Source organism: Candidatus Poribacteria bacterium, from assembly GCA_026702755.1.
Taxonomy (GTDB): Bacteria; Poribacteria; WGA-4E; order WGA-4E; family WGA-3G; genus WGA-3G.
In genome coordinates this window covers 45,007-68,991 of sequence record JAPPBX010000059.1, presented here as the reverse complement: position 1 = coordinate 68,991, position 23,985 = coordinate 45,007, and the positions used below count along the sequence as shown (strand labels likewise).

Annotated in this window: 19 protein-coding genes; 17 read left to right on the top strand and 2 right to left on the bottom strand. The window is 47.2% G+C overall.

Annotation, left to right across the window (positions count from 1 at the left end; translation table 11 throughout):
- The first annotated feature begins 139 nt into the window (after positions 1–139).
- From OXH39_10925 to OXH39_10865, 13 genes are all read left to right on the top strand, one after another.
- Positions 140–394 carry a hypothetical protein gene (locus OXH39_10925; protein MCY3550960.1) on the top strand — a complete coding sequence of 85 codons (255 nt, stop codon included), beginning with the start codon at positions 140–142 and terminating at the stop codon, positions 392–394.
- A gap of 76 nt (positions 395–470) precedes the next feature.
- On the top strand, positions 471–1,964 hold the full coding sequence (locus tag OXH39_10920) for an alkaline phosphatase family protein (GenBank protein ID MCY3550959.1): 1,494 nt from the start codon (positions 471–473) through the stop codon (positions 1,962–1,964).
- Positions 1,965–2,160: 196 nt separating this feature from the next.
- Positions 2,161–3,366 (top strand): sigma-70 family RNA polymerase sigma factor, encoded by a 1,206-nt coding sequence (locus tag OXH39_10915; protein MCY3550958.1) that lies wholly within the window; start codon positions 2,161–2,163, stop codon positions 3,364–3,366.
- A 15-nt stretch (positions 3,367–3,381) separates the two neighbouring features.
- Complete coding sequence (locus tag OXH39_10910) at positions 3,382–4,890, top strand: ABC transporter permease subunit (protein MCY3550957.1); 1,509 nt, start codon at positions 3,382–3,384, stop codon at positions 4,888–4,890.
- A 188-nt stretch (positions 4,891–5,078) separates the two neighbouring features.
- Complete coding sequence (locus OXH39_10905) at positions 5,079–6,551, top strand: ABC transporter permease subunit (GenBank protein ID MCY3550956.1); 1,473 nt, start codon at positions 5,079–5,081, stop codon at positions 6,549–6,551.
- Positions 6,552–6,754: 203 nt separating this feature from the next.
- Positions 6,755–7,543: a nucleoside phosphorylase gene (locus OXH39_10900; protein ID MCY3550955.1), complete on the top strand. Its 789-nt coding sequence runs from the start codon at positions 6,755–6,757 to the stop codon at positions 7,541–7,543.
- Between the two features lie 78 nt (positions 7,544–7,621).
- On the top strand, positions 7,622–8,455 hold the full coding sequence (locus OXH39_10895) for a phytanoyl-CoA dioxygenase family protein (GenBank protein MCY3550954.1): 834 nt from the start codon (positions 7,622–7,624) through the stop codon (positions 8,453–8,455).
- Between the two features lie 24 nt (positions 8,456–8,479).
- Positions 8,480–8,752 (top strand): HAD-IA family hydrolase, encoded by a 273-nt coding sequence (locus OXH39_10890; GenBank protein ID MCY3550953.1) that lies wholly within the window; start codon positions 8,480–8,482, stop codon positions 8,750–8,752.
- A 14-nt stretch (positions 8,753–8,766) separates the two neighbouring features.
- Positions 8,767–8,898 (top strand): hypothetical protein, encoded by a 132-nt coding sequence (locus OXH39_10885; protein MCY3550952.1) that lies wholly within the window; start codon positions 8,767–8,769, stop codon positions 8,896–8,898.
- Positions 8,899–9,006: 108 nt separating this feature from the next.
- Entirely contained in the window at positions 9,007–9,612 is a 606-nt protein-coding gene (locus OXH39_10880; protein ID MCY3550951.1) for a TetR/AcrR family transcriptional regulator, read from the top strand.
- A gap of 217 nt (positions 9,613–9,829) precedes the next feature.
- Positions 9,830–11,425: a VCBS repeat-containing protein gene (locus OXH39_10875; protein MCY3550950.1), complete on the top strand. Its 1,596-nt coding sequence runs from the start codon at positions 9,830–9,832 to the stop codon at positions 11,423–11,425.
- Positions 11,426–11,513: 88 nt separating this feature from the next.
- Positions 11,514–13,184 carry a VCBS repeat-containing protein gene (locus tag OXH39_10870; protein MCY3550949.1) on the top strand — a complete coding sequence of 557 codons (1,671 nt, stop codon included), beginning with the start codon at positions 11,514–11,516 and terminating at the stop codon, positions 13,182–13,184.
- A gap of 18 nt (positions 13,185–13,202) precedes the next feature.
- On the top strand, positions 13,203–13,784 hold the full coding sequence (locus OXH39_10865; GenBank protein MCY3550948.1) for a hypothetical protein: 582 nt from the start codon (positions 13,203–13,205) through the stop codon (positions 13,782–13,784).
- Positions 13,785–13,934: 150 nt separating this feature from the next.
- Here the strand turns inward: OXH39_10865 and OXH39_10860 are convergent, their stop codons facing one another.
- The gene (locus OXH39_10860) at positions 13,935–14,840 is read right to left on the bottom strand and encodes a phytanoyl-CoA dioxygenase family protein (GenBank protein ID MCY3550947.1); all 906 of its coding nucleotides are present in this window, start codon (positions 14,838–14,840) and stop codon (positions 13,935–13,937) included.
- Between the two features lie 118 nt (positions 14,841–14,958).
- Here OXH39_10860 and OXH39_10855 point away from each other — a divergent pair, with 118 nt between their 5' ends.
- Both OXH39_10855 and OXH39_10850 read left to right on the top strand, forming a co-directional pair.
- Positions 14,959–16,092 carry a mandelate racemase/muconate lactonizing enzyme family protein gene (locus OXH39_10855; protein MCY3550946.1) on the top strand — a complete coding sequence of 378 codons (1,134 nt, stop codon included), beginning with the start codon at positions 14,959–14,961 and terminating at the stop codon, positions 16,090–16,092.
- Positions 16,093–16,442: 350 nt separating this feature from the next.
- Positions 16,443–19,211, top strand: coding sequence for a sigma-70 family RNA polymerase sigma factor (locus tag OXH39_10850; protein ID MCY3550945.1), 2,769 nt, complete (start codon positions 16,443–16,445; stop codon positions 19,209–19,211).
- 150 nt (positions 19,212–19,361) lie between these two features.
- On the opposite strand, the gene OXH39_10845 is transcribed toward OXH39_10850, so the two are convergent.
- Positions 19,362–21,311 (bottom strand): hypothetical protein, encoded by a 1,950-nt coding sequence (locus OXH39_10845; protein ID MCY3550944.1) that lies wholly within the window; start codon positions 21,309–21,311, stop codon positions 19,362–19,364.
- A 370-nt stretch (positions 21,312–21,681) separates the two neighbouring features.
- Between OXH39_10845 and OXH39_10840 the strand changes: the two genes are divergently transcribed.
- Complete coding sequence (locus OXH39_10840; GenBank protein ID MCY3550943.1) at positions 21,682–22,029, top strand: STAS domain-containing protein; 348 nt, start codon at positions 21,682–21,684, stop codon at positions 22,027–22,029.
- A 225-nt stretch (positions 22,030–22,254) separates the two neighbouring features.
- Complete coding sequence (locus OXH39_10835) at positions 22,255–23,931, top strand: C25 family cysteine peptidase (protein ID MCY3550942.1); 1,677 nt, start codon at positions 22,255–22,257, stop codon at positions 23,929–23,931.
- Positions 23,932–23,985: the final 54 nt, after the last annotated feature.

Below are 23,985 nucleotides of genomic sequence, written 5' to 3'. Positions count from 1 at the left end.
CACGCTCTTAGGCAACGCCTTTAGTAATGTGACAATAACTTTGATAAATGTCAGTTAAAAAAAAAATAGATTCCGCTTGATTTTGCACGTCCATTATGATAAAATAAGGAAAAGACTGAGATGGCGGGTACCTATTCAGATGGCTACAATGAAATGCGGTAGGTGCGGTTCTGAGAAGATTATGCCCAACTTACGGATTCGGGATCGCTACGATGCAGGTGTCGGACAAGACTTAGAAGTCGAAGTACAGGCTAACCCTGATGCCTTGATTTTCAAACGGTCTCATAGGGTGGCGTTGAGGGCAACTGTTTGTGGCGAGTGTGGCAATGTTGGTCTTTCCGTTGAGAATCCACAGACATTATGGAAAGCCTACACCCAACGAAAAAATTCGTAGAATATGTTCTGTCCCTATTTGGCGATGGATATTTCAATGTGGTAGCAAACTGCACCTACATACTTACGGAGGCGTGATGGTATCAACGGAACCGGACTTCAAACGTTTTGTTTTTATTATAGTTGACGGGGCACCCTACGAAATTTTTAAAGCACTGATTGAAAACGGGGACCTACCGAATATTAAGAAATACGTCGTAGATCCCGGCAGTTTGAATAAAGCCGTTTCTGTCTTTCCATCAACAACGGGACCCGCCTTTATTCCATTTTTCATGGGGTTGTATCCGGGGACAGCAAATATTCCCGGTATCCGGTGGTTGTCCAAATCAAAATTTCATACGCCACATCGTTTCAAACGTCCCGGTGTCTGCAGTTACATGGGGTTTGATGGGTTGCGCTTTGAAGCCGATTTACCCTCAGGTTTTCCCACCCTATTTAACTTCTTCTCACCCGTGAGCAATATCTACAATATACTCGCTCGGGGATGTCCGCCTGCTAAAAATCTGACGCGCTGGATCAAACCCTTCGTCTATGTTTATGCCCACTTTTCACACCGATGGCGATTCGTCAACCGAATTGCGATCCGTCAGTTACACAAAGCGATTGAAGCAGGCGATAAGTTTGTGATGTGTCTTTTCCCCGCAGTCGATACCTTTTCACACCTCTCGGACATACAATCTCCGCAAGTCCTTCAGACCTATCGAGAGATAGACACCGCAATTGGGGATCTCGTCCATACTTTGCAAAAAGCGAACACCCTCAAAGACACACTCATCCTGATTACCAGCGACCACGGAATGACCGACACACATACGCACATTGATGTCCCTCAGCATTTAGACAATGGCGGTTGGCGGTGTTTGCACTATCCAAAGGTTTGGAGACAAGGCACCGTATCCGCCAGCATGGTTTCAGGAAACGGAATGACACATCTTTATTTTAAAAATAGCGGGAAAGGAAAAGGGTGGGGAGAACGCGCGCCTTTTGAGCAGCTCTGCCAAATGGGTGTTGTTAGTTCACTGATTGAACTGGAAGGGGTGGGACTCGTTGCGGGACAGAGCGAAACAGGGGATATCATTGTCCAAAGCCGAGGTGGGCAGGGGAAAATCTCTTGTCACGCACAGGAGACAAATCACGAAAACCCACAAGGTGTGCCAATAGTTTTTAAATGCGCAGACGCGCTGCGCTTCTCTTACCAGTTTATTGGAACAGATCCGCTCGGATACAATGTTCGCTACAAAAATCTATCCTCACGGGACGCACTCCGTGAGACCTACGACAGTCCGTATCCAGATGGAATCGTTCAATTGTGGCAGATCTTCAAAAGCGAGCGAACCGGTGATCTTGTCCTAAGTGCCGAGAGCGGTTATGACCTACGCGCCCGTTATGAAGTCCCGGGACATCATGCAACTCACGGTGCCTTAATTGCGGAACATCTGCATATCCCGCTTGCGACGAATTACCCGATCACTGAGCAATGCATCCGTTCTGTTGATGTCTTTCCAACGGTGCTAAACCTATGTGGACACAAGGTCGCGTTGCACCATATTGATGGTCGGGTCGTCAAGTGAATCGAACGCCACTGCAACGCCATGTTTCAGGCAAACCTTCCGACAAATATTCCCTTTCAAACCCATTTTTCAAAATTATGCACCCTTTTTTCTCAGATCGCGTCATTATATAGTGAAGTGAACGGATAGCATGTTGTACATCTATTCGAGAGACGTGTAATGTGTTTGGAGAAAATGGCCCCTCTGGAGATGTCCGATGAGAAGTGACGATGTTATGTTAATCCAGCACATCCTTGCAGGCGATGAGAACGCCTTCGCGACTTTGATTGAAAAATATCAACAGCAGGTTCACGCCCACGCATTGCGGAAAGTGGGGGATTTTCAGACTGCTGAGGATATTACACAGGAAACCTTCCTGCAAGTGCATCAGAAACTCGCGACATTAAACGATCCAGCAAAATTTTCAGGATGGCTCTATGCAATCGTGAATCATCTGTGTATCGCTTGGTACCGAAAAAACCGATTAGAAACCGAGTCGCTACAAGAGATCTATATCTCAGAAGTCGAGACGGAGGCGTATTCCCGATATGTTGCCACAGAACACGCAAAAACGACTGCTGCAGCGCAACGCGACTTGGTCAAAAGGCTCCTTACCAAGTTGAAAGAAGGTGATCGCGAAGTCATCACACTCCACTACTTTGAAGATATGACATCTTCAGAGATAGGATCGTATTTAGGCGTATCTGAAAATACCATTAAGAGTCGGCTTCACCGGGCGCGACAGCGGCTGAAGAAGTACGATTTTATGATTCAAGAGGTATTAAACATCACAACCACAACCGAAGGCGAACATCGTCCCCAACGCCAATTGGAAGGAGAAACTATTATGACAAATGAAGTAAGAAACGAATCCGAGACGGATGCAAGGTTTGAAGAAATGCAACGCCAGATTAGTGATCTGAAAGAGCAAATTAAGGACCTCGCCGCTAAATCGGATGCTTCTATTGCCTCAGCTAAAAGCGAAGCACTTCATGCATTACTCCAGCTCCCTCATAAGGCAAAAGACCCGATCACGTGGTGCTACGCAGGTGCTTATCATGCCGCCTCTGGCCAGAGATCAAGCCGCGGTTCAGTTTGGACGACCAGCGTTGATAATTTCCTATCGAACGCTCCGGATGCTGAAATCGTGGAGCTTGCGAAATACTTCACAAACCCGACCGTAGTCGCTGTTTTAAGACAGTTAGTGTCGGGCAAGAAGTCGGTTGCGGATTTAGCAAACGGCTGTGGCATTTCCGAAAGTGAGATGGAGGAAACCGTGGAACTGTTAGTAGACGCGGCGTTAGTGAAGCGCACGGAAGACGATCTCATCGAACCTAAAAACGATGCCGTTTTCTATTTTCTGAACTTTGTTGGGATGGTAACCGTCTATCTGAACCCTGAAGACTACCACTCTCAGGATTAATTAAGGAATCGTTCGATGTTTTTAGTGCTGCTGAAGCGTGAGATTCTCGCGCATCTAATCACATTTCGTTTCGCAGTTACGGTGATTACCTGTCTGCTGCTCGTTGTCATAACTACGCTCATCAGAATTGACGATTACGAGCAACGGTTGGCGGGCTACAATACCGCCAGAGACACCAACCGCGATGAACTGCTGTCCACCCGAACCTATTCCTTTTTAATGCCAAAGGTCGATCGACCGCCCAATCCGCTGAGCATCTTTAATGCTGGTATGGACAATCGACTTGGTAATACATTGCGGATCTATTACACGAATGTTCCTGTTCTGTGGGATGCACAAGTCCACAGTTCAGGCAATATCTTCATAGATCATTTCTATCGAATTGACCTCATCTTCATTTTTCAGTTTGTGCTTTCATTACTGGCACTGCTGTTCGCCTATGATGCGATTGCAGGCGAACGTGAAAGCGGCACAATGCGCTTGACAATGAGCCATCCCGTGAGACGTGGAAACATCTTGGCGGCGAAGTACCTCGGTGCGATGACGTGTCTAATCCTGCCGCTTATTATGAGTTTTATCGTCGCTTTGATTTGGATCGTATCAACGGGTTCAATCGTCTTGAGTGGAAATGATTTCCTACGAATTGCCGGTATCCTACTCACTTCGATTATCTATCTCTCCGCTATCTACCTGATAGGATTACTTATCTCTGCTTGGGCGCATCGAACCGCCACAGCACTTATGCTGTCTCTGTTTGTTTGGGTGGTACTGGTGCTGGTTTATCCTTCTTTCAGCGTCTCTATGGTCGATCAATTGACGAATCCGGTAGGCAGCAGGATATATTCCAGTGAGAAGGCAATTCAGCAAATCCTGCAGACAGTCGAGGACGAGGGGCGGAAATACCTCATAAACGATGGCATTGAGGGAGAGAGTGATCACTTTAACGTGCAAGGGAACCGCAACGGTTTACATGTTGGTCTAAGTAATGGAAGCACAGCGACGCACATAAAATTCAGAGCTTATGATTGGCGTTCCATTGACCCAGAATCTGAGAGACGCATTCCTGACGTTATCCGCTACCATCAATTTTTGACACCGTTAAAGTTTCAGGCAGCGGAAAAAATAGGGTTGGAGCGTCTGCCGGCATTAGAGCAAACTCGGTTTCGGAGAGCCAAAATCGCTCGAAACCTGCTTAGGCTTTCACCGGCAGCGATGTATAATCTTGCGACACAAGCATGGACAGGGACTGACCTCTATGGGGTCGAGGATTTTTTTGAGGCAGCACGCCAATATCGACGGACGCTGGTTAATTATTTTTACGACGAAGGTGCCTTTTCAAGCAGGCAGTGGTTTGCCAGTGATAAGGGCGCAATTGATTTAGATGATCTGCCAAGATTTGTGTACCAGCGTGCTGATCTCTGGACAAACGCTTTACGGGCACTCCCCGACTTGCAAATACTACTGTTGCTCAACGTTGCGTTATTTCTCGCGACCTTCGCAATCTTCGTCAGGCAGGAAATCTAACTGTAGGTTGGGTTGAACAGCACTCAAAAGAGACACCAAGCCTCGAAAAGGCGCAAGTGAAACCCAACACTTCAAACAGGAAATCTAACTGTAAGTTGGGTTGAACGGAACTCAAAAGAAACACAAAACCCCCAAAAGGCGCGAGTGAATCCAACACTTCAAACACTGCCTTCTATCAAGGACATAAGATGATTTTTCATATTGTCAAACGCGAACTCTACGATCACTTGAGCAGTCTCCGTTTCGCGCTGACAGCACTCCTAATTTTGATACTGATGATTGTCAATGCCGTCATGTTCGTCGGAGAATACAAGCAGCGGATAAACCGATATGGAAAACGGGTTCGTGCCTCACATGATCGGTTGAAAACCCGATGTGATAATCTGTATCATCTCGTCCAAAAAGGTCCAGGCGACCTTCACAAAAAACCGAGTGCTTTGGCTTTCTGTGCAGACGGCGGGGAAGAACTCCTATTTGGACGTGTGAGCGGCGGTAGTGCCAGTCGAACGCGAGGCTGGAGACGTGGAGATAGCTCCTACAAGTTCACAGAAATATGGCGGTTAGCATATCCACCTCACTTTGATCTAATGTTCATTGCAGAACAGATACCGAAAGAGCGAAGTATCATGCCAGCGTATATCAAAATCGATTGGGGATTTGTGACGGCTGTCTTATTGAGTTTTATGGGTATTTTGTTTACATTCGATGCGATCTCCGGTGAACAAGAACGAGGTACGCTGCGGCTGATGCTGGCAAACAGTATTTCACGGAACACCGTGATTTGTGGTAAATTTCTGGGCGCATTTTTTGCTATCTCTATTCCGTTTTTGGTTGGAACAATCGTCAGTCTCTCCATCATCTACCTCTCCGAAGCCGTTCAATTTGACGATAGTTATTGGATAAGGTTGGGTGCCATCGTCTGTGTCGCGCTGATCTATATCTCAATCTTTATTTTATTCGGAATCTTTATCTCCAGCCGCGTCAAAGAATCCTCAACGAGTCTGGCAATTCTGTTATTGATCTGGACGGTTTGGGTGGTGCTGATGCCAAATGCGCTTGGTTCCCTTGGCAACAGGTTGCAGTCCCGTCCTACGGCTAAAGAGTTCATCGCTCAGGCTCGGGATTCGCGCGAAGATTTACAAACACGCTATTTTGCTCGAATTAAAGCACCTCCGAGACGAGAAATTCCCGCAACGGTCGCTACATCGTTAGGGGCGGAATATGTCAATAAAGACGCGGAATTGCGCGATCGCTTGCACGCAGGCTACCTTTCTGCGGAACTCCGTCAGATCCAAACCGCTCGGTCGCTCACCCGTATCTCACCAGCGGCTATTGTGCAGTATGCTTTTGAGGCACTTGCAGGCACGGGCATGCCCCGCCATTTAGACTTCATCTCTCAAACACGCCAATATGCAAGGCAGTTTCGACAGTTTCTCATTGATACCGACCGCGCAGACCCAGAAAGCCCGCACGCTATCGGTATCCCAGAAGGCACATCGCAAAAACCTGTGAACTTTGATGCTGTCCCGAAATTTGAGGATCAACACCGCTTCAGTGCGGATTTTAATGCCGCGATTGTTGACCTACTGTTATTAATTTTGTTTTTGTTGGTGTTTTTCGTCAGCACGTTTCTCTCTTTTCTGCGTACAGAGATTGGATAATTTTCAAACGCCATTATACCACTGAAAATTGATAGATTTGCCTACCACAAACAGTCATTCCGTGATTTGACTTTCTTTCCTAAATGTGCTATTATTTCAACCCAAGTTGCTACTAACAGGTTTTGCACATTTCAGAAACGGTTTTCGTCTCTTTCCCCACCCCGTAGGGGTGGTATGTCTATAGAATTGCTTTCAAAGTAACTATGCCAATACCAAATTTTCCCGATAAACATAAATCGCGTCCCATCATCACACCCCAACAGCACGTTGCGTACTTCCGTCAACAAGGCTTCATTCCCGATTTTCCGATTCCCAAAAGTGTCATTTTCTGTTATGAGGGGAACCTTCTTGAGCGTATTGCCAATGTTGAAAATGTTGAACAGGTTCACGGGATAGGTGGAGAATTCTATCTGCTAACCGAAACCGGTAACCGTGTGGCAGTGAGCGGCAATAACGGCATTGGTGCGCCCGGAGTCTCAATGGTTCTTGAAATTCTGATAGAACTTGGTGTTAAGCGATTTATCAATGTAGGGATTGCCGGTGGATTGCAGAAAACCTCTCGTGTTGGTGATGTCGTTGTCTGTACCAGTGCCATTCGTGATGAAGGCGTTTCATACCACTATTTGAAGGACCCTTCGGCACCTGCACTGCCATCTAAAAATCTAACACCTGCCCTTAGGCAAACCCTTGAACGTGATGGTGTACGCTACACTGAGGGACCAACATGGACAACTGATGCCTTCTTCCGAGAAACCGTTGGGGAAATTCAGCATTACCAACAGGAGGGAGTTATCACCGTTGAAATGGAAGCCGCCGCTTTATTTGCCATCAGTACGCTGCGCGGTGTGGAGATGGCATCGGGGTTTGTTATCAGTGACTTGGTGGCTGACTTAGTATGGCATCCACAGATACTCGCCCAAGAAACGCACGATAGTTTATTCCGCTTGTATCAGGCAGCACGTGCGACCTTAAACGAAACGAATAAAAATTAACACTAAAGTAGGACTTACCCATTCCTCTTAAAGTCCCCCTGATAAGGGGATTTAGGGGGTTTAAATAAGGAAATCTAAATGCCAATATTAACACAAGCACACCGTGAACATTTCGATGAATACGGCTATATGGTCATTGAAAATGCCGTTCCTACTGAACTGTGTGAACCAGTCGTTGACGCAATTTTTGCGTTTTTGGAAATGGATCCTTCAGATCCGAATGACTGGTATCAAGCACCCCATAAACCTGGGGCTGGCATGGTAGAAATGTATTTTCATCAAGCGATGTGGAACGTCTATCAACATCCACCAATCCATCAGATTTATAGTGAGGTATACGGCACAGAACGGATTTGGGTTCATATTGATAGAGTCAACATGAAACCACCCAAACATCTCGACCACCCTGAGTGGGACCATAAGGGCATGTATCATTGGGATGCGGACACCTCAAAACTACCAGTTAGGTTTAGTACACAAGGTGTTTTGTTTCTCAGGGACACGGCCGACAATCAGGGGTCTTTCGTCTGTTGGCCCGGTGCGCATAAGTCACTGATTGATGAAGAAAACCCGTGGGTACCAGAACTTACGCCGGAAATATATAGGGAAAAATTCATACAGGTGCCAGCGAAAGCAGGTTCACTGCTCATTTGGCATGTGGCACTTCCGCACGGTAACGGGCGCAACACGTCAGACAAGCCGCGGTTAGCACAATACATGAACTATTATCGTGTGCCTAATCCTATAGATGAAGAACGACGGCAAGAACGCATTACACTGTGGCGGGAGCGGAGAGCATTAGGCCGCGGACCCTATCCTGGTGACCCAAGAGGTTGGGAAGCAAAAAATTATGAGGCACCAAAACTCACAGCTTTGGGACGGAAGCTGCTGGGACTCGATTTGTGGGACTAATCACACAAACCCAACACGTTTCCTATAGTCAAACCCGACCCTCACATCTATCAACACGCATGTAAGAATTTGGATGTTGCCCCGTCAGACTGTATATTCATAGGCGATGGCAATAGTGACGAACTCCGAGGCGCAGCACAGGTCGGAATGTCGCCATTTTGCGCCGCGTGGTTCCTCCGTCAGCACACAGATTTGCTTGGAGCGGATATTATAAAGCAACGCGCCGCAGGCTATCCAGTATTACATCATCCATCAGAAGTGGTGAGTCGAATTCAAGACCTTTGTGCCGCAAGTTGATGGCGAAGATTTATATGGATATACGAAAGGCATACGATGACTGGTCAGCAACGTATGATTCAGATCAGAACCGTACACGCGACCTTGATCAGGTTGTCACCGAAAAAACGCTGGCAAATTTGCGCTATAAATCAATCCTTAAATAAAAAATTGCCCAGACGCGGAAATTTTTGAAAAAAATTTGACAAAGAGAAATTTATGTGTTATACTTAACAGTGTTAAGTTAGATTACTATGTAAACTAAAGGTGAACCAATGGGTATTAAAGAACGGAAAGCAAGGGAAAAAGAGCAGTTACGACAGCAAATTCTTTCTGCAGCGCGGGAGTTGTTCGTCAATGAGGGTTATGAGAACGTCTCCATGCGAAAGATTGCCAGCAAGATCGAATACTCACCAACAACGATCTACCTTTATTTTACAGACAAGGCAGATCTTTTAGATTCGGTTTGCAAAGAAACACTCTTGAACCTGTTGAACACGCTTGAGCAACTAAGAAGAGATAACACCGACCCCGTCGAGACGCTGAGAAAAAGTGGACGAGCCTATATCGAGTTCGGTCTAAAATACCCGCAAGATTACAAACTGACGTTTGTTATCCGTCCACAGTTCCAGAAGGGTTTGGGTTTGCAAGAGGGGTCGGTTGGCGAAAAGGTATTTGATTACTTGCGAGCAATGGTCTCTGAATGTATCCAACAGAAGCTATTCCGGCAGGCGGATGTCGAAACCACAGGTCAGGTGCTGTGGTCAGCGGTTCACGGTGTCACACTACTCCTAATTGATTTCCCAGATTTCCCTTGGACTGAGAAAGACGAATTGATTGACACAGTAATTCACACAACAATTGAGGGTTTGAAGGCATAAATCTCAAACTATTTTGCACAGATTGCTTATATTTTCTTTAAAAGTTAACACTGTTCATTTATTTATCTATGTTAATAAAAACTCGAAGGAGAAGAAAATGAAAAAGCAAAACTCATTCCACAAACGCTGGATTTCCGTAAAACCGGGGTCAGTAACTGAACGCACAAGGCATTATCAACAAAGCCTGTTCTCAATACTGGTTTTCGGAATATTTCTATTGAGATGCTCAAGTCTGTTCAGCGAAGAAGTCGCGCAAATGACACCTGTCAAGGAATTCACTTTCGAGCAGTACGAGGTCGTCCTTGGCTCTGCGAAACGCCAGACCGTTTTGACAGGGTTCCTCTTCGGTGGCAATTTCGCCGAAATTGCTGCGGTGTACACCGATGAAAACAACGACAACCGCTTGTGCATCTACGCCTTCAGCGACGGGACCTGGATCCCGAAACTCGACGCAACATTGCGTCCCGAAGTGCTGTTCCTCGATGTAGCAAATATTGACGGACACGACCGCTTAATTACCTACGAGCGGGATCGCTTGAACTGGTTTGACCCTGAGTCGGCAACGGAACACACGTTGGTGGCAGTTACTTCCAACTTCAAGCCGCCTCGCAGCGGCGAAATCCCCCACGTAGACATCACTCAGGACGTGAACGATGATGGTCGCGACGACCTTGTAGTACCGGACTTTGATGGCTTTTGGGTGTTCATCCAGATGAGCGACGGCGCGTTCGCCGAAAAAGTGAAGATCGGTCCACCCACTGAGATGGAAAGGATCCTCGGAGCAGACGGATATCGATACGATCCTTGGGCTCAGAGTCGTATCCACGAAGTGGACTACAATCAAGATGAACGCACCGACTTGGTGTTCTGGAGCAAGGATCACTTCGAGGTTCATCTCCAAGACGAGCTCGGGCTGTTTGCACCGAATGCCAGGACCTTCACGACCGATGTGGCATTCGACTCGGATCGGTTCTCCTCACTCATCACTGGGGACATAGTAGGAAAGATGCTGCACTCGTTAGCAGACCTAAACGGCGACAATATCACCGATCTGGTGGTTTTCAAACTTTCGGACAAGGACATCTCCAGCAAGTACTCCAGCTACGAGGTGCATTTCGGCGCGCCAACACCCGACGGTGGCACTGTGTTCTCACGGAACGTTGACCTCTCATTCCAGTTAGACGAGAGAATCCAGATTGAGATGGACCGACACGACTTTAACAGCGACGGACAGATCGACCTGATGATCACGACCGTTGATACTAAGTTCCTCAAGGGCAGCCTCTGGAAGAGGATCAAGGGGTTCATGGGTGATGACATCTGGCTGGATCTGGAGTTCTACCAGATGGAAGAAGGTCGCTATCCCGACACACCCAATACCACTCGCAGAATCGCGTTGGACGGAGTGCCCAGTCATCGCGAGCCGGGATGGGTGCCGCTGGACATCGTGCTTCGAGGAGGGACGCACGAGAGACGGAAGACTCAAAAGAACTACCCGCGCGCGTTCAACACGACTGTGCTCGTTGGGGATGTGACCGGCGACGGCATCTTAGACCTGCTTCTCGGGGATCACCCTCGGATCATGGAAGTCTTTGTCGGCGTGCCGGGACCTGAAATGTTCGCCCGGCAGCCTCAGGAAGTGGCAGTCGCCATGCCCAACGACGAGGAATACACTTGGTTGGTGGACCTCAACAAGGACGGAATGCAGGATATTCTTATGCATCATCCATTCACACTACGAGACGCTCATGGGGCACCGATACAACCTCCGGGAACCGAGCCACATCGGGTAACAATACTAATCGCCCGATAAACCCATCGTGTCTATTTTTTTGATTTCATGTTAACACTGTTCATTTATTTATCTATGTTAACATAAGGGCATCCAAAAGGAGAATAAAATGAAAAAGCGAAACCCATTCCATAAACGCTTTTTTCCCAGAGTTGAGTGTATAAAACGTTATCAACGAGGTCTGTTTTTCATGCTGGTTTTTGGTGTGTTCCTGTCGAGTTGTTCAGGACGATCTAAACAAGAGGTTGTGCCGATAACGATGTCCGCTCCCAAGGAACTCACTTTTGAACAGCACAAAGTCGAAACCGGCACTGCGAAACACCAGACTGTTTTGGCAGGATTTATTCTCGGTAACGATTTCGCCGAAATTGCTGTGGTGAACGTTGACGAAAACGACAATCAGGACTTGCGCATCTACACGTTTAACGATGGCACTTGGGTGTTGGGACTTGACGCAAAGCTGCGTCCTGAAGTGCTGTTCGTAGACCTTGCTAACATTGGTGGGCGCGATCGGTTGATTACTTATGAGCACGGTCGTCTGAATTGGTTCGATCCCGACTCGGCGGTTGAACGGACACTGGTCCAAGTTACGACAAACTACAACGCGACGGGTGAAGGTGGAATCCCCCACATCGATATCACTCGAGATATAAACCGCGACAGCCTCGACGATTTGATAGTGCCGGACATTGACGGTTTCTGGATAGCCACGCAATCGCGCGACGGTTCATTCACCGACCCGATAAAACTTGGACCGCCCGATCCGTTCCTCAATGAGATTGCCATGGACGATACTCGCAGCTACCGCGAGGTAGGGATAACACCCTTAACTGTCCACTGGTATCTGAGTCGCTTTCACCAGATGGACTACGATCAAGATGGACGCAGCGATCTCGTGTTCTGGAACGCCGACCATTTCGACGTTTATCGCCAAGATGCTCGCGGGATGTTTTCCGCGGTAGCAGAGACCTTCACTGTTGATATTCCATTCGACACTGACGGTGCCTACTCAATCGCCTTTGGATTCAGCAGCGAAAATATGTTCTCGCTCATCTTTGGCTTCAGGGAAAACACGAAGCGGAGAGTGCTGCACACGTTTCAAGATATGAACGGTGATAACATCGCCGACATGGTGATCCATTCGTTAGAGGGACGGAGTCTTGGGAAACAACGCAGCCTATACGAGGTGCATTTTGGCACACCAACACCCGACGGAATCGAGTTCGCACGGGATGTCGGTATGACAATCCGACCGCGAGGGACCGCTGGGGGTTTGCAGCCCTGGGGCTATTCGTCACAGTGGTTCCAAGACCTCGATGGAGATGGTAAGGCCGACATTCTGTTCAAAGACGTAAAGACTGGGCTTATCGGGATGAGCCGCGCAATGCTCGGCAAGTCGATTGCAATAGATCTCGAGTTCTATCGTATCGGAGATGGTACTTATCCCGATAAACCGACTACCAGGCGTAAAATCAGACCGGACTTAGATATCTTTGAGAAAGATAGGGTCTTCTTCCCAGTGGTCCTGCTTGGTGATGTGAACGGGGACGGACGCTCAGACCTGTTGGTCGGAAAGCACTGGGAAGAGCTGCACGTCTTTCCCGGCATACCGGGACCGAAACTGTTCGCGCGGACACCTCAAAAAGTGGCGGTCACTATGCCTAATGACGAGCGAAACGCTCGACTGGTGGACCTCAACAAAGACAACAAGCAAGATATCCTCATACATTATCCATCCACTACTGAACCACACCGGGTGACACTATTGATCGCCCAATAAACAAAAAGGAGAAAAACAATGACACGCAAAATGTTTTGTCTGATCTGTATTTTTGTAGGAATAACCTTCAGTTTCTCAGTTCAGGCACAAGAATCGAATCTCACCAAAGATTTTGGTATTGGAAAAAATTTTGGCATTGGACTTCAGGGAGCGACCCCTGAATTTGGTGGGGTCAGTTTTCGCTATACTGGACTGGCACCTGTGTATCTTCAAACCGTCGGACGTTTTATTCTCAGTGATCAGAATAGCGACCACATGTTAGGTGCCGGTGTTTCGTATGCTATATTTGAACACCGAAGCAGGTGGCATCTATCCCGACTCTATTTTACCTTAGAAGGTGCTTGGCGGTACGAAAGAAGGATGGACTCCATTACCCCGGAATCCGAAATTACCACGCAGCACGAAAAAACGAGAGACTACACTACCACAACATTAGGCGGTGGAATCGCCTTTGGTGGCGAACTTGTGTTTTCACTTGGCGGGATTCCACTCGGTTTGAACGTGGAAGTCGGTCAAGGATTTGGCAGAGAAAAAATCGACTCCGAATCTAAAGGACTCGCTGGTGTGTACGTAGGAATGGGCATACATGCCTATTTCTAACGTAAATTTGATATGAGAACTTGCAAGATGAAACGCTGAAAGATTGGAAGGTGGGAAGTCCTTTTCCATCCTCCAATCTTCCAACCGCCAGTCAAACGGTTCCACGCTTGCCTTCCTTTCTTTTCCACGTGATCATCAGTAGTCTACTGTTCAACCTGACCGATGCGCTTGCTGTGCTGAGACCTGTGCCTCCCACTCTTGCCACGTTGGTTTTTCGCCTTCAGTAACCACGACAAGTGGCACCCTCCCACCTGACAGTGCCTTGTCTTTCACGAACTCGGCGGCTTCACGCTGCTCGGCAGTCAAATCAGCGCGATCGGGTGTTGGGAAATAGCGGAAGTCGATACTCCAACGGGATTTCCGTGTCGTGTTCACCTTGCTGGTATGGACGCAGAGATTCGACATGAACAACGCACCACCCGGTTTAAGCGGAATAGGCGTGGGGGTACCGCGCGTCTCAACATCTTCCTCCATCCGGACGTTTGAGTCCGCACCGCGCGCACCGTCCAATAAACCCCAGCGGTGACTGCCCGGAATAACCCAGCAACACCCATTTTCGACTGTCGCTTCGACCAGCGGCACCCACACCGTAACCATGTGAAGCCCACCTGTATGTTTCTCCTTCTTACCAATCGTTGATTGGTCAAGGTATTGGCTGTCTTGATGCCATGGAAATGAGGTAATCGCGCTTCTGGGGAGTTTCGTCCGTAGCGCAGGCGTGCCGATATTCGAGACTTCAGGACCCAAGAGCAGGCGGAGCACATTGAGAACACCGGGGAGGTTGTAAAGATCATAAAACTCACGTCCGAACATACCAAAAGCCCAGTTGCGAGGGAGTATATCTAACTCTTCGCAGATCGCGGCATAACGTCGCTCAAAAGATTCATTTTCATAGCGCGACGACAGTTTGCCTTCCGCATACAATTCATCACTATAGGCATCTACCTTTGCCTTGATGAAGTCGCGGATCGGATCTAAATTTTGGTTGTCAATAATGTCTCTGAGCACCACGTAACCATCACGTTCATAAGCGGTCTTGATTTCTTGGTCAGTCATCAGCCAAACTCCTTCCATCACTATTGTAGAATCTCAAAGGATATGTTATCATGAATGCGCAGCGGACGCAATACCAATTGATTTTTTCAACCGATTTCATAAACAATGGGGAACAGACATGAAAATTACCGATGTGAAAGCAATGACGCTAAAGGGATACAAACAGTGGAACTACGTCCAGATTGAAACCGATACCGGATTGACAGGGATAGGCGAGGCGCACCCTGGGGCGGGAATCGCTGAAATTATCCTGCAATTCAAGCGGATACTCATTGACGCAGATCCAAGAAATATAGAACCGCTCTATAACCGCATGATTGGTGCAGCGAGCAATCGATATGCGATGGGCTTATCGGCGATTGGCGGGATAGAAACCGCACTGTGGGATCTGCTCGGAAAAAGTCTCGGCGTACCGGTCTATCAGTTGTTAGGTGGGAAATATCGCGACCGCATTCGACTCTATGCCGACGTAGGACACGGAAAAGGGAATACTCCAGAAGGTTGGGCACAGCGAGCCAGAGAAGGTGTTGCAGACGGCTACCAAGCGATTAAGTTTGACATTGATAACTCCGCAAATGAACTCAAGCAGGATGCAGTCAATCGGGAATTAAGTACGGCAGAGTTGCAGAAAATGACAGCGTTGGTTGCCGCCGCACGGGAAGCCGCTGGTGATGAAATTGACATCAGTATCGACTGCCATAGCCTATTCAGCGTCCACTCGGCAATGAAGCTTGCGGAACTTTTAGAGCCGTTCGATTTAATGTTCTTGGAAGACCCTGTCCCAAACGATAATGTTGAAGCGATGGCGAAGGTCAGCACCGCGACTTCTATCCCGATCTGTACCGGTGAGTTCCTATTTCGTAGGGATGGTTTCAGAGAATTGATCCAGACGCAAGCCTGTGATATGCTCCATGTCGATGTCTCCGGCACAGGTGGGATACTTGAGGCAAAGAAGATTGCGGATCTTGCAGACCTATATTATATGCCGTTTGCCGCACACAACATCACGTCCCCAATCGGTATGACAGCGACAGCACACGTTTGTGCCGCTGTGCGGAATTTCATCGTCATGGAACTCCCGTATCACGCCGATCAGGTCGAGTGGCGGTGGGACTTTGCTATCTCCGATGAACCCCTCCTTCAAGATAACATATTTGTGGTGCCAGAGCAGCCCGGATTGGGTGTCGAAATTAATGCAGAAGTCGCGCAAGAACATCTAATGCCCGGATCTGACCACTTTGGCACATCTTAAACTTCCCGCGATTTATAGCGAAGTAAGTTCATAAATAGGGATTGAGAGTGTTGGCAATATAGCGGAAGCGAATTGGAAATTTCTGATTAAAAATTCAGATTTTTTTCCAATTATGACAACTATGCAACATATCCGCTGTAAAATTGCGTCACTACTAATTGTAAGCCTAAATTGGCTGACTTACGCAAACAGCCGATAAAGGATTTCCTTGCTACAAACAGCTGGACCTTGGAAGGGCGTGTGTTTTTCAAAAGCGGTACCTCATACATTGAGCACTATGGGGATCCCGGTTCGTAGCCGCGCAATGTATTGCGCGTTGCGTCCGCCCTATTAGTTATGGGAGACTTCTGATGGAAAAAAGTGATGTTGAACTGATTCACAGTATATTGTTAGGCGACGAGCATGCTTTCAGTATTTTAGTAAAAAAATACCAAAAAAGCGTTCACGCTTTGGCATGGCGGAAAATCGGAGATTTCCATATCGCTGAAGAAATCACCCAAGACACCTTCCTGCAAGCACACAAGAAACTCGCTTCGTTGAAAAATCCGAGTCAGTTTGCCGGATGGCTTTATGTAATCACAGATCGGCTTTGCAGGTCATGGTTACGGCAGCGGCAACTGAAAATGCAATCCTTGGAAACTACCAGTGAAGAAACACTTGAAGAAATCGATTACTCGAACTATGTCCGCGAACAACGTGAAGATACAGCCGTTGAGCATCGCCGTCAAATTGTGCAAGGGCTCATGGAAAAACTACCGGAAAGTGAACGGACGGTGATGGTCCTTTACTACCTCGGAGAGATGACTTGTGAAGAAATTAGCAGATTTTTAGGGGTGTCCTCGAACACAGTTAGAAGTCGACTTCACCGTGCGCGAGAACGATTAAAGAACGAAGAACCAATAATCCAAGAGACACTTGGCAGCATCCCATTAAGTCCAAATCTCATCGAAAACATCATGCGGAACATTGATGCAATCAAGCAGACATCTCCTTCAGGAGGTAAGCCGTTTCTACCGTTGGCGGCTTTAGGTTCATCTGTTATTTTGGTCATTTTGTTGATGGGTGCGAGCAATCAATTCATTGCACGTTCTCAGCAGCCTTATAGCCTTGATGCCCAATCAGAACCTACGATTGAAATTGTTGATGCGTCAATTGTTCTTGATATTCAATCAAAACCCAATTTACAAAATCGGGTTGGGAACGATACGATACCCGGTAAAAACAGCAACAAAGGTCTACCAACAGGAACTAAGTCTATGAAAAATAATACAGCACAAGAACCCACACAATGGAATCTACCAGAAGATGCTAAAGCACGCCTCGGTAAAGGTAAGATAAGTGAAATCCAGTATTCTTCCGATGGAGCAATTCTCGTTGTTGCGACGGGTATCGGTATTTGGATCTACGATACAACAACATATCAAGAGGTTGCGCTTCTTACAGCACATACAAGTGAAGTCAAGTGCCTTGCCTTCAGTCCTGATGGACACATCCTTGCGAGTGGAGGCGAGGATGGCACCATTCTACTGTGGCATAGAAGCACAGGTGCCGAAAAAATGCTCACTAAAAGTACAGAATCGGTCTCAAACTTGGCATTCAGTCCGGATGGAAAAACAATTGCCAGTGGCGGTGACGGTACTGGTGGCAGTGACGGTACTATTCGATTTTGGGATACCATCACTGGAGAACAGAAACAGAAGTTCACAGGACTTCCAAAGGGTATCCGTAATTTATCATTCAGTCCGGATGGAAAAACAATTGTGAGTGTAACTTGGGGTAGCGAAATCTGTATATCGGATACGATCACTGGTAAACCTAAGAAAGCATTTACCGTGTCTACAACAGATGGTGTATTTAGCGAAGCCTTCAGTCCGGATGGAAAAATAGTCGCTCTTGGCAGTTTCGATGGTAACATCTACCTCTCAGATTTAAATACAGGTAAACTTAAGCGAACACTCACTGGCCATTCGGAGGACGTTCAAAGGGTCGTATTTAGTCCGGATGGAAAAACACTCGCAAGTTCATCATATTTAGACGAAACAATCCGTATCTGGGATGTCAGCACAGGCGAACACAGACGAACGCTCACTGAACACACGGGGGATATTGAGGGGTTAGCTTTCAGTCCGGATGGTAAAACCCTCGCAAGTAGCGGAAGTTACGATGGTACCATCCGCTTCTGGGATGTCCACACAGGCGATGAAAAATATGCAGTTACTGGGCATACGGATCACGTCTATAGTGTAGCATTCAATCCCGATGGAAAATTTGTCGCAAGTGGGTATAGCGGCGGTGCTATTCGGTTCTGGGACGCGGACACAGGACTATACTTGAGAACACTAAAAGGGTTAAATAAGGACGCATACGGCGGTTTGGTATTCACTGCAGATGGTAGAATACTCGCTTGTGCTGATGAATTAAACATTCGCCTACAGGATCCACGTACCGCGGAAGAAAAAATGCTACTTACCGGGCATACGTGGGGTATTCATAGCATGGCACTCAGTCCAGATGGGGATACACTCGCGAGTGGAAGCGAGGACACTACCATCCGCTTGTGGGACATGCATACGGGTGAACATAAGAAAACACTCAACGGACATAAGCACAGAGTCTATAGTGTGGCGTTTAGTCCTGATGGTAAAACCCTCGCAAGTGGCAGCGATGACAATACGATCCGATTGTGGAATGTTGACACTGGTGAGACCGAGCGAATACTTACCGGACATGCCGGTGAGTTTGAAGGTGTCGATAACGGGCCATCCAGTGTCGAAGGCGTCAAGAGTGTAGCGTTTAGTCCTGATGGTAAAACCCTCGCAAGTGGCGGTGGTGATAACGTTATTCATCTATGGGATATAGGGACAGGTAAAAGGAAGATGACACTCGTTGGACATACACATTGGGTGTTCAGTCTGGCGTTCAGCCCGGATGGTAAAACCCTCGCAAGTGGGAGTGTGGACAGCGACATCCGTCTATGGGATCCGCACACAGGTAAACATAAGAAAACACTGACCGGTCATGGTAATTGGGTCAGAAGCATCGCGTTCAGTTCGGATGGTAAAACCCTTGTTAGCGGCAGTGATGATGGTTCCGTGCTTCTTTGGAAAATTGATCCCTAAATATTATAGGACTTACGCAGCTCCCTTCGCTGGCGAGGTTTCAAACCTCGCCAGTGGCGTGTGGGATGTCCGTGGTTATTAAAAAATTGGGTAAGTCCTATATTACTATCTTCACGGTGGACAATCTCTATTTATGGTGGAAATAAAAAATCATCCCGGTAAGGCCCCCTGATAATTCACACCGGTAAACATCCCAATCACCATCCAAAAGCCGACGATGCCAAACTCACCAATAATAAAGCCCATAAATATCGGACGGAACCTTCGATAGTATCCGATGCCGCCTGATTTCAGTGCCAAATACTTCAAAAACCAGCCGACAAACATACAGGACCAGAGGAAATAGGAGGAGTAGACCGCACCCATTACATATCCGATGGGGTGAAGATGCCACCACATAAATTGACGTTGCATGATCAGTAGAAAACCGGTGATACCAGCTCCCAAAATCATGCTGTACGCCTCCCCTAATTTCGGGTCTTTCGGATACTGAATAAGGGAAACCATGTGATTGAAGTATCTCGGTGAGCCGATGAAGGGACCCCTTTGTAGATTCAAGCCGCCTTTTTCATAAATCAGAGGCAACGATGCAGCATAGGAAACACCGATAGCCACAACAATAGCAAGTAGCATCGCGCCGAGGATGCTCCTTCGACTTAATCGAACTGGGTCTGCCGCTTTGAATCCGTGCAGAACGCTCGGCATCAAAATACCGCCCCAGTCGCGCATCATTACCCGCTGAAATCCCAGAAGTGCCAAACTGTTTGCGTCAACGATTCTTGAACCGGCAATAATCTCAAAGTACTCTACAGGATACATCGGTGCCTGGATCAATAGCATCCCGCCGTTGACCACCATCCACGACAACGCCGTAGAAGCAATCAGAAACAGTACGATAATACTACACGCAATCCAAAACGACATCCCCGCATAGACACAGAGTCCCACCAGCAGTAAAAAACTGAAAATCGTTCCGAGAACCGCCCATCTATACGGTAACACCTCATCCGAATCGTCGATCGCAGTGGAAGCAGCGGACTCCAGAAACGTTCGTTTCAAAAGGTCCTTTATGTGAGAACGACTGTTAAGCAGGAAAGCGAGAACCATAACAACATAAGCAGCCATTGTCTGTCCTCTGGCGGAAATCCATGGACTTATAGGGATAGCAAAAGCGTTGATAATTATGTATTGGAGTTTGAAGAATAGAAAGAAAAACCAGCAACTAAACGATACCTCCATAGCGAGGAAGTATGTTATACCGATAACGGAGAAATAGAGGAAGAACCGAAATTGGGGCCACCAACCCATCACAATCCACGGACGCTCCGTGAAGGGGGTGTACAGGTCATACCGATTCGGAATGCGTGGGAGTGCAGGGACATACTCGTGCAGTCCGTTGAGTAGATGAAAAAAGGCAGCGATCCCAAATCCCATCCAGATAAGTCGATTCCTGAACAAACTGTTCAGACCAGCGTGCATTGAGGTTTGTTGAACCATCTCTACGGGAACAGTAACGAGTGGAAATATAAATCTCTCACGTTCAACCCACTGTTTCCGCAGCACAATTGAGACACAGATTGTCAGAAAATAGAGTAGCAGGATGAAAACCGTCCAGACGAAAAGCGGCTTTACCCAGACCGCCCAAGGGACAAACGATTCTCCCTCATAGAAATCGGTAACGGCGCGCGTATCCCACACAATTAACCATTCAGGAAAGTATGGATGAAGCGTTTCAGCCCATTCGTTTTCGGGCGTCGCAAAATAGACTGGTGCCGCCAGATAGGGAAGTAAATACCCGATCATTCCTTTCGATGGGATCGCTGAACTGACTCCCATCATCACCCACACCACAATTAACTCGCCTGGATTTAGTACCGCCCGCGGAAATGTCTTTTTTAAAATGGGGTTGACGATTAAGGTGAGAAAAATCAGTGTAAACACTGCCCCTAAAGGGAAATGATTACCGGAGATATCTGTTCCTTGGAGGTAGTAGTCGTTATACGGAGTAATCGCTGTTTGTAAAATGACGAGTGCCAAACCAATTAGAAAAGCCCTCACGCTCATCATTTTTGGCGTAGCTTGCAAGCCAAAACTTGCCATAGAAAAGTCCACCTCGTTTCCCTTCTGGCAGCTAAGAATCCTTGCGAATCATTCTATCAAATCTTTCCTTTTCGCTTAAGGAAAATCTTGAGAGGTAATCACCGCAAGGTTTTGTAGCGTATCCTGTTAGGTTGAGCATAGTCTTTTCACAGGAAACCAACAGTCTCCTATGCTACAAGATGGCAACTTGTGTTACCAATAGTAAAATTTCCCCATTTCACTATCCCGCGCAGTTTTTACTATCCTTTTTTCTCCACAGCGTATCTAACAGATAAATCCCCAATTTTTTTGATTAGTGTTCACATATTTTGGGAATAAAATTCACAAAACATTCACGTTTCAACTTTCCAAATACAAAAGGAGAAAATTCATGAAAACTACAACGCGACTGAAAGACGGCGTTCCGATCTTGGAACCAAATGGAAAAATCATCGGAACTGCAGCATCGGAGTTGGAAGAAAAACTTGTTTCACAAATAGATGCTTCTAATACATCAACGCTCCTCATCAATTTCAAGGGCGTTAACAAGATAGATAGCTCGGGTCTTGGTACCTTGGTCAGCGCGTACATCGCGGCGAAGCGAAAGAAAGGCCGTATCGGTATCATCAATGTTGGCAGAAACATCAAAAGCTTGGTCGTCCAGAATCGATTGATTCATATCTTTGAGCATTTTGAGAATGAGGATGCTGCAGTCGCAGCGTTATCAACCCATGCTTAGTGTTAAAGTGAGAAACGAATAACGTTTCACTGTCATTAACATGAGTTTGATAAATAATTGAAAGCTTTTGTATAAAGAGAACCCTTTTGGTATAATGAGATTATCCACATTCTCCAACCAAAAGGAGTTCTCTAATGAATATCCTAACACTTTTCTGTGAAATAGACGACTTTTTTCTTGCGTATGAAAAACGGAATGCGAATAACACTATGACAAGGAGATTCTATGCGTCGTAGAGATTTTTTAATTAATGGCAGTACCGCGTTAGCCGGACTGGTCGTTGCCAATAACGCTCTTTACTCACAAATTATTTCAAATAGTGAAAAGAAAAACACGGGGCCTCCAATGAAAACGCTGTTACTAACCAATATGAGAGCACTTACAGCAGCCTATCCTCAAGAAGTGTTGGGTATTCAACAGGCGATCGCAGCGTTTGCCCGTGTACATAACGCTGGAATCATTGACATCGATCAGGTTTATCTGATGAAGACCGGAGAGCACATTTCAGTACCAGCGTATCCCAACGCCAGACTGACAGCAATCGCAAAGGAAATCAAAAATGAAATCACCTCACGAATCAGCGGACAGCTGGATATGCTCATATTGGTAGGAGATGAATCCGTTATTCCAATGTGGGAAGTTAATTTAGATGGGACACCCCTGCACACTGATTCTTTCTACGCGGATTTAGACGGTGACGGTCTTCCAGAGGTTGCCACAACACGGGTGCTTGGAAATCCTGAGGCAATGCAGCGACAACTCAGCGAGACTGCCGAAAATGGCGGACCGGAGGCGACGATTCTCTGTTCGGAGGATACACGTATACATCTGGAAACTCAGCGGTTTCTCGATGCACTTGCTCAACAAGGGCACGAGGTCGCTGTACTTGGAAGAGGTGGCGCGGAACTTCTACCGCAGTCTGATCTAATCATTCACTTCGGGCATGGAAGCCCTAAACGGCTGAGCAATCGATTTGGTGAATCTTTTGTGTCAGCGAAGAGTATGCCGATGTTGCCGCGCCATCCGATTGCGATTGTTGACGGATGCGCGACTACACCACCCGGTTCAGCGTTGTTACGTGCGTTTTTGAACAATGGTGGTCGTGCTTATCTTGGTAGTACCGCGACCGTCTGGGGAATGATTCCGGCGCGTTACACCAATCAGTTAGTGATGCACTTTCTGGACGCTTATGAAGCACACCCGGAATGGACTCTGGCGAAACTACTCACCGTAGCACGTGCCAGATATGCCCGTGTGGCGCGTCTGCCCGAAATATTATTGGAACTTGAACGGACAGAAACTATCAACGTTGATGGAGATATGGGGACGCACCTGATGACCTTCCTACAATGGCACGCCTATGGGACACCTTTTGCTCGCCTACATCAAGGGGACGCTCAGTCGGTTTTTGCCAAGCATTCTTTGGTTGAAACCCCGATATCTCTGAAGGCAAAAGAGGGAAACGCGGTTGAAGCAACCTTCAATTTAGCCGATGGGGACGGTCAGCCAATTCTCTTTCTCCGCGCAGATTGGTCGAATTCAATTTCATCTTCGCTTATGCTTCGGATCCATCAAAACGGAGAGATACTTCATGAGTTGAAAGGAGACGAACACATTATCTATCAGCGCATTGAAGATATTTGTGTCGGTGGTTATGTCAATGGAGATATGTATCACGCCTATTGGTTATTACCGCTGCAGAGAGAGGAAGGGCAAAACCAAGTACGCATCCAAGTGAGCGACACGACTACGCTTGGTCCGCTGGCTAACTTGATTCGGGTACGTCAAAACCAAGTCCGAGATGGACAGGTGAACCCAGAGATGGAATTGCGCGTTTTACCGGAATCTACGATAGAAATTTGGCCCGAATGGGAGACCATTGGGCCACCTGAAGAGGAATAATTGTTAGAGGATAGGTTGTTAATTTTCAAAGTTATCAGAGTGTATGTGTCAATT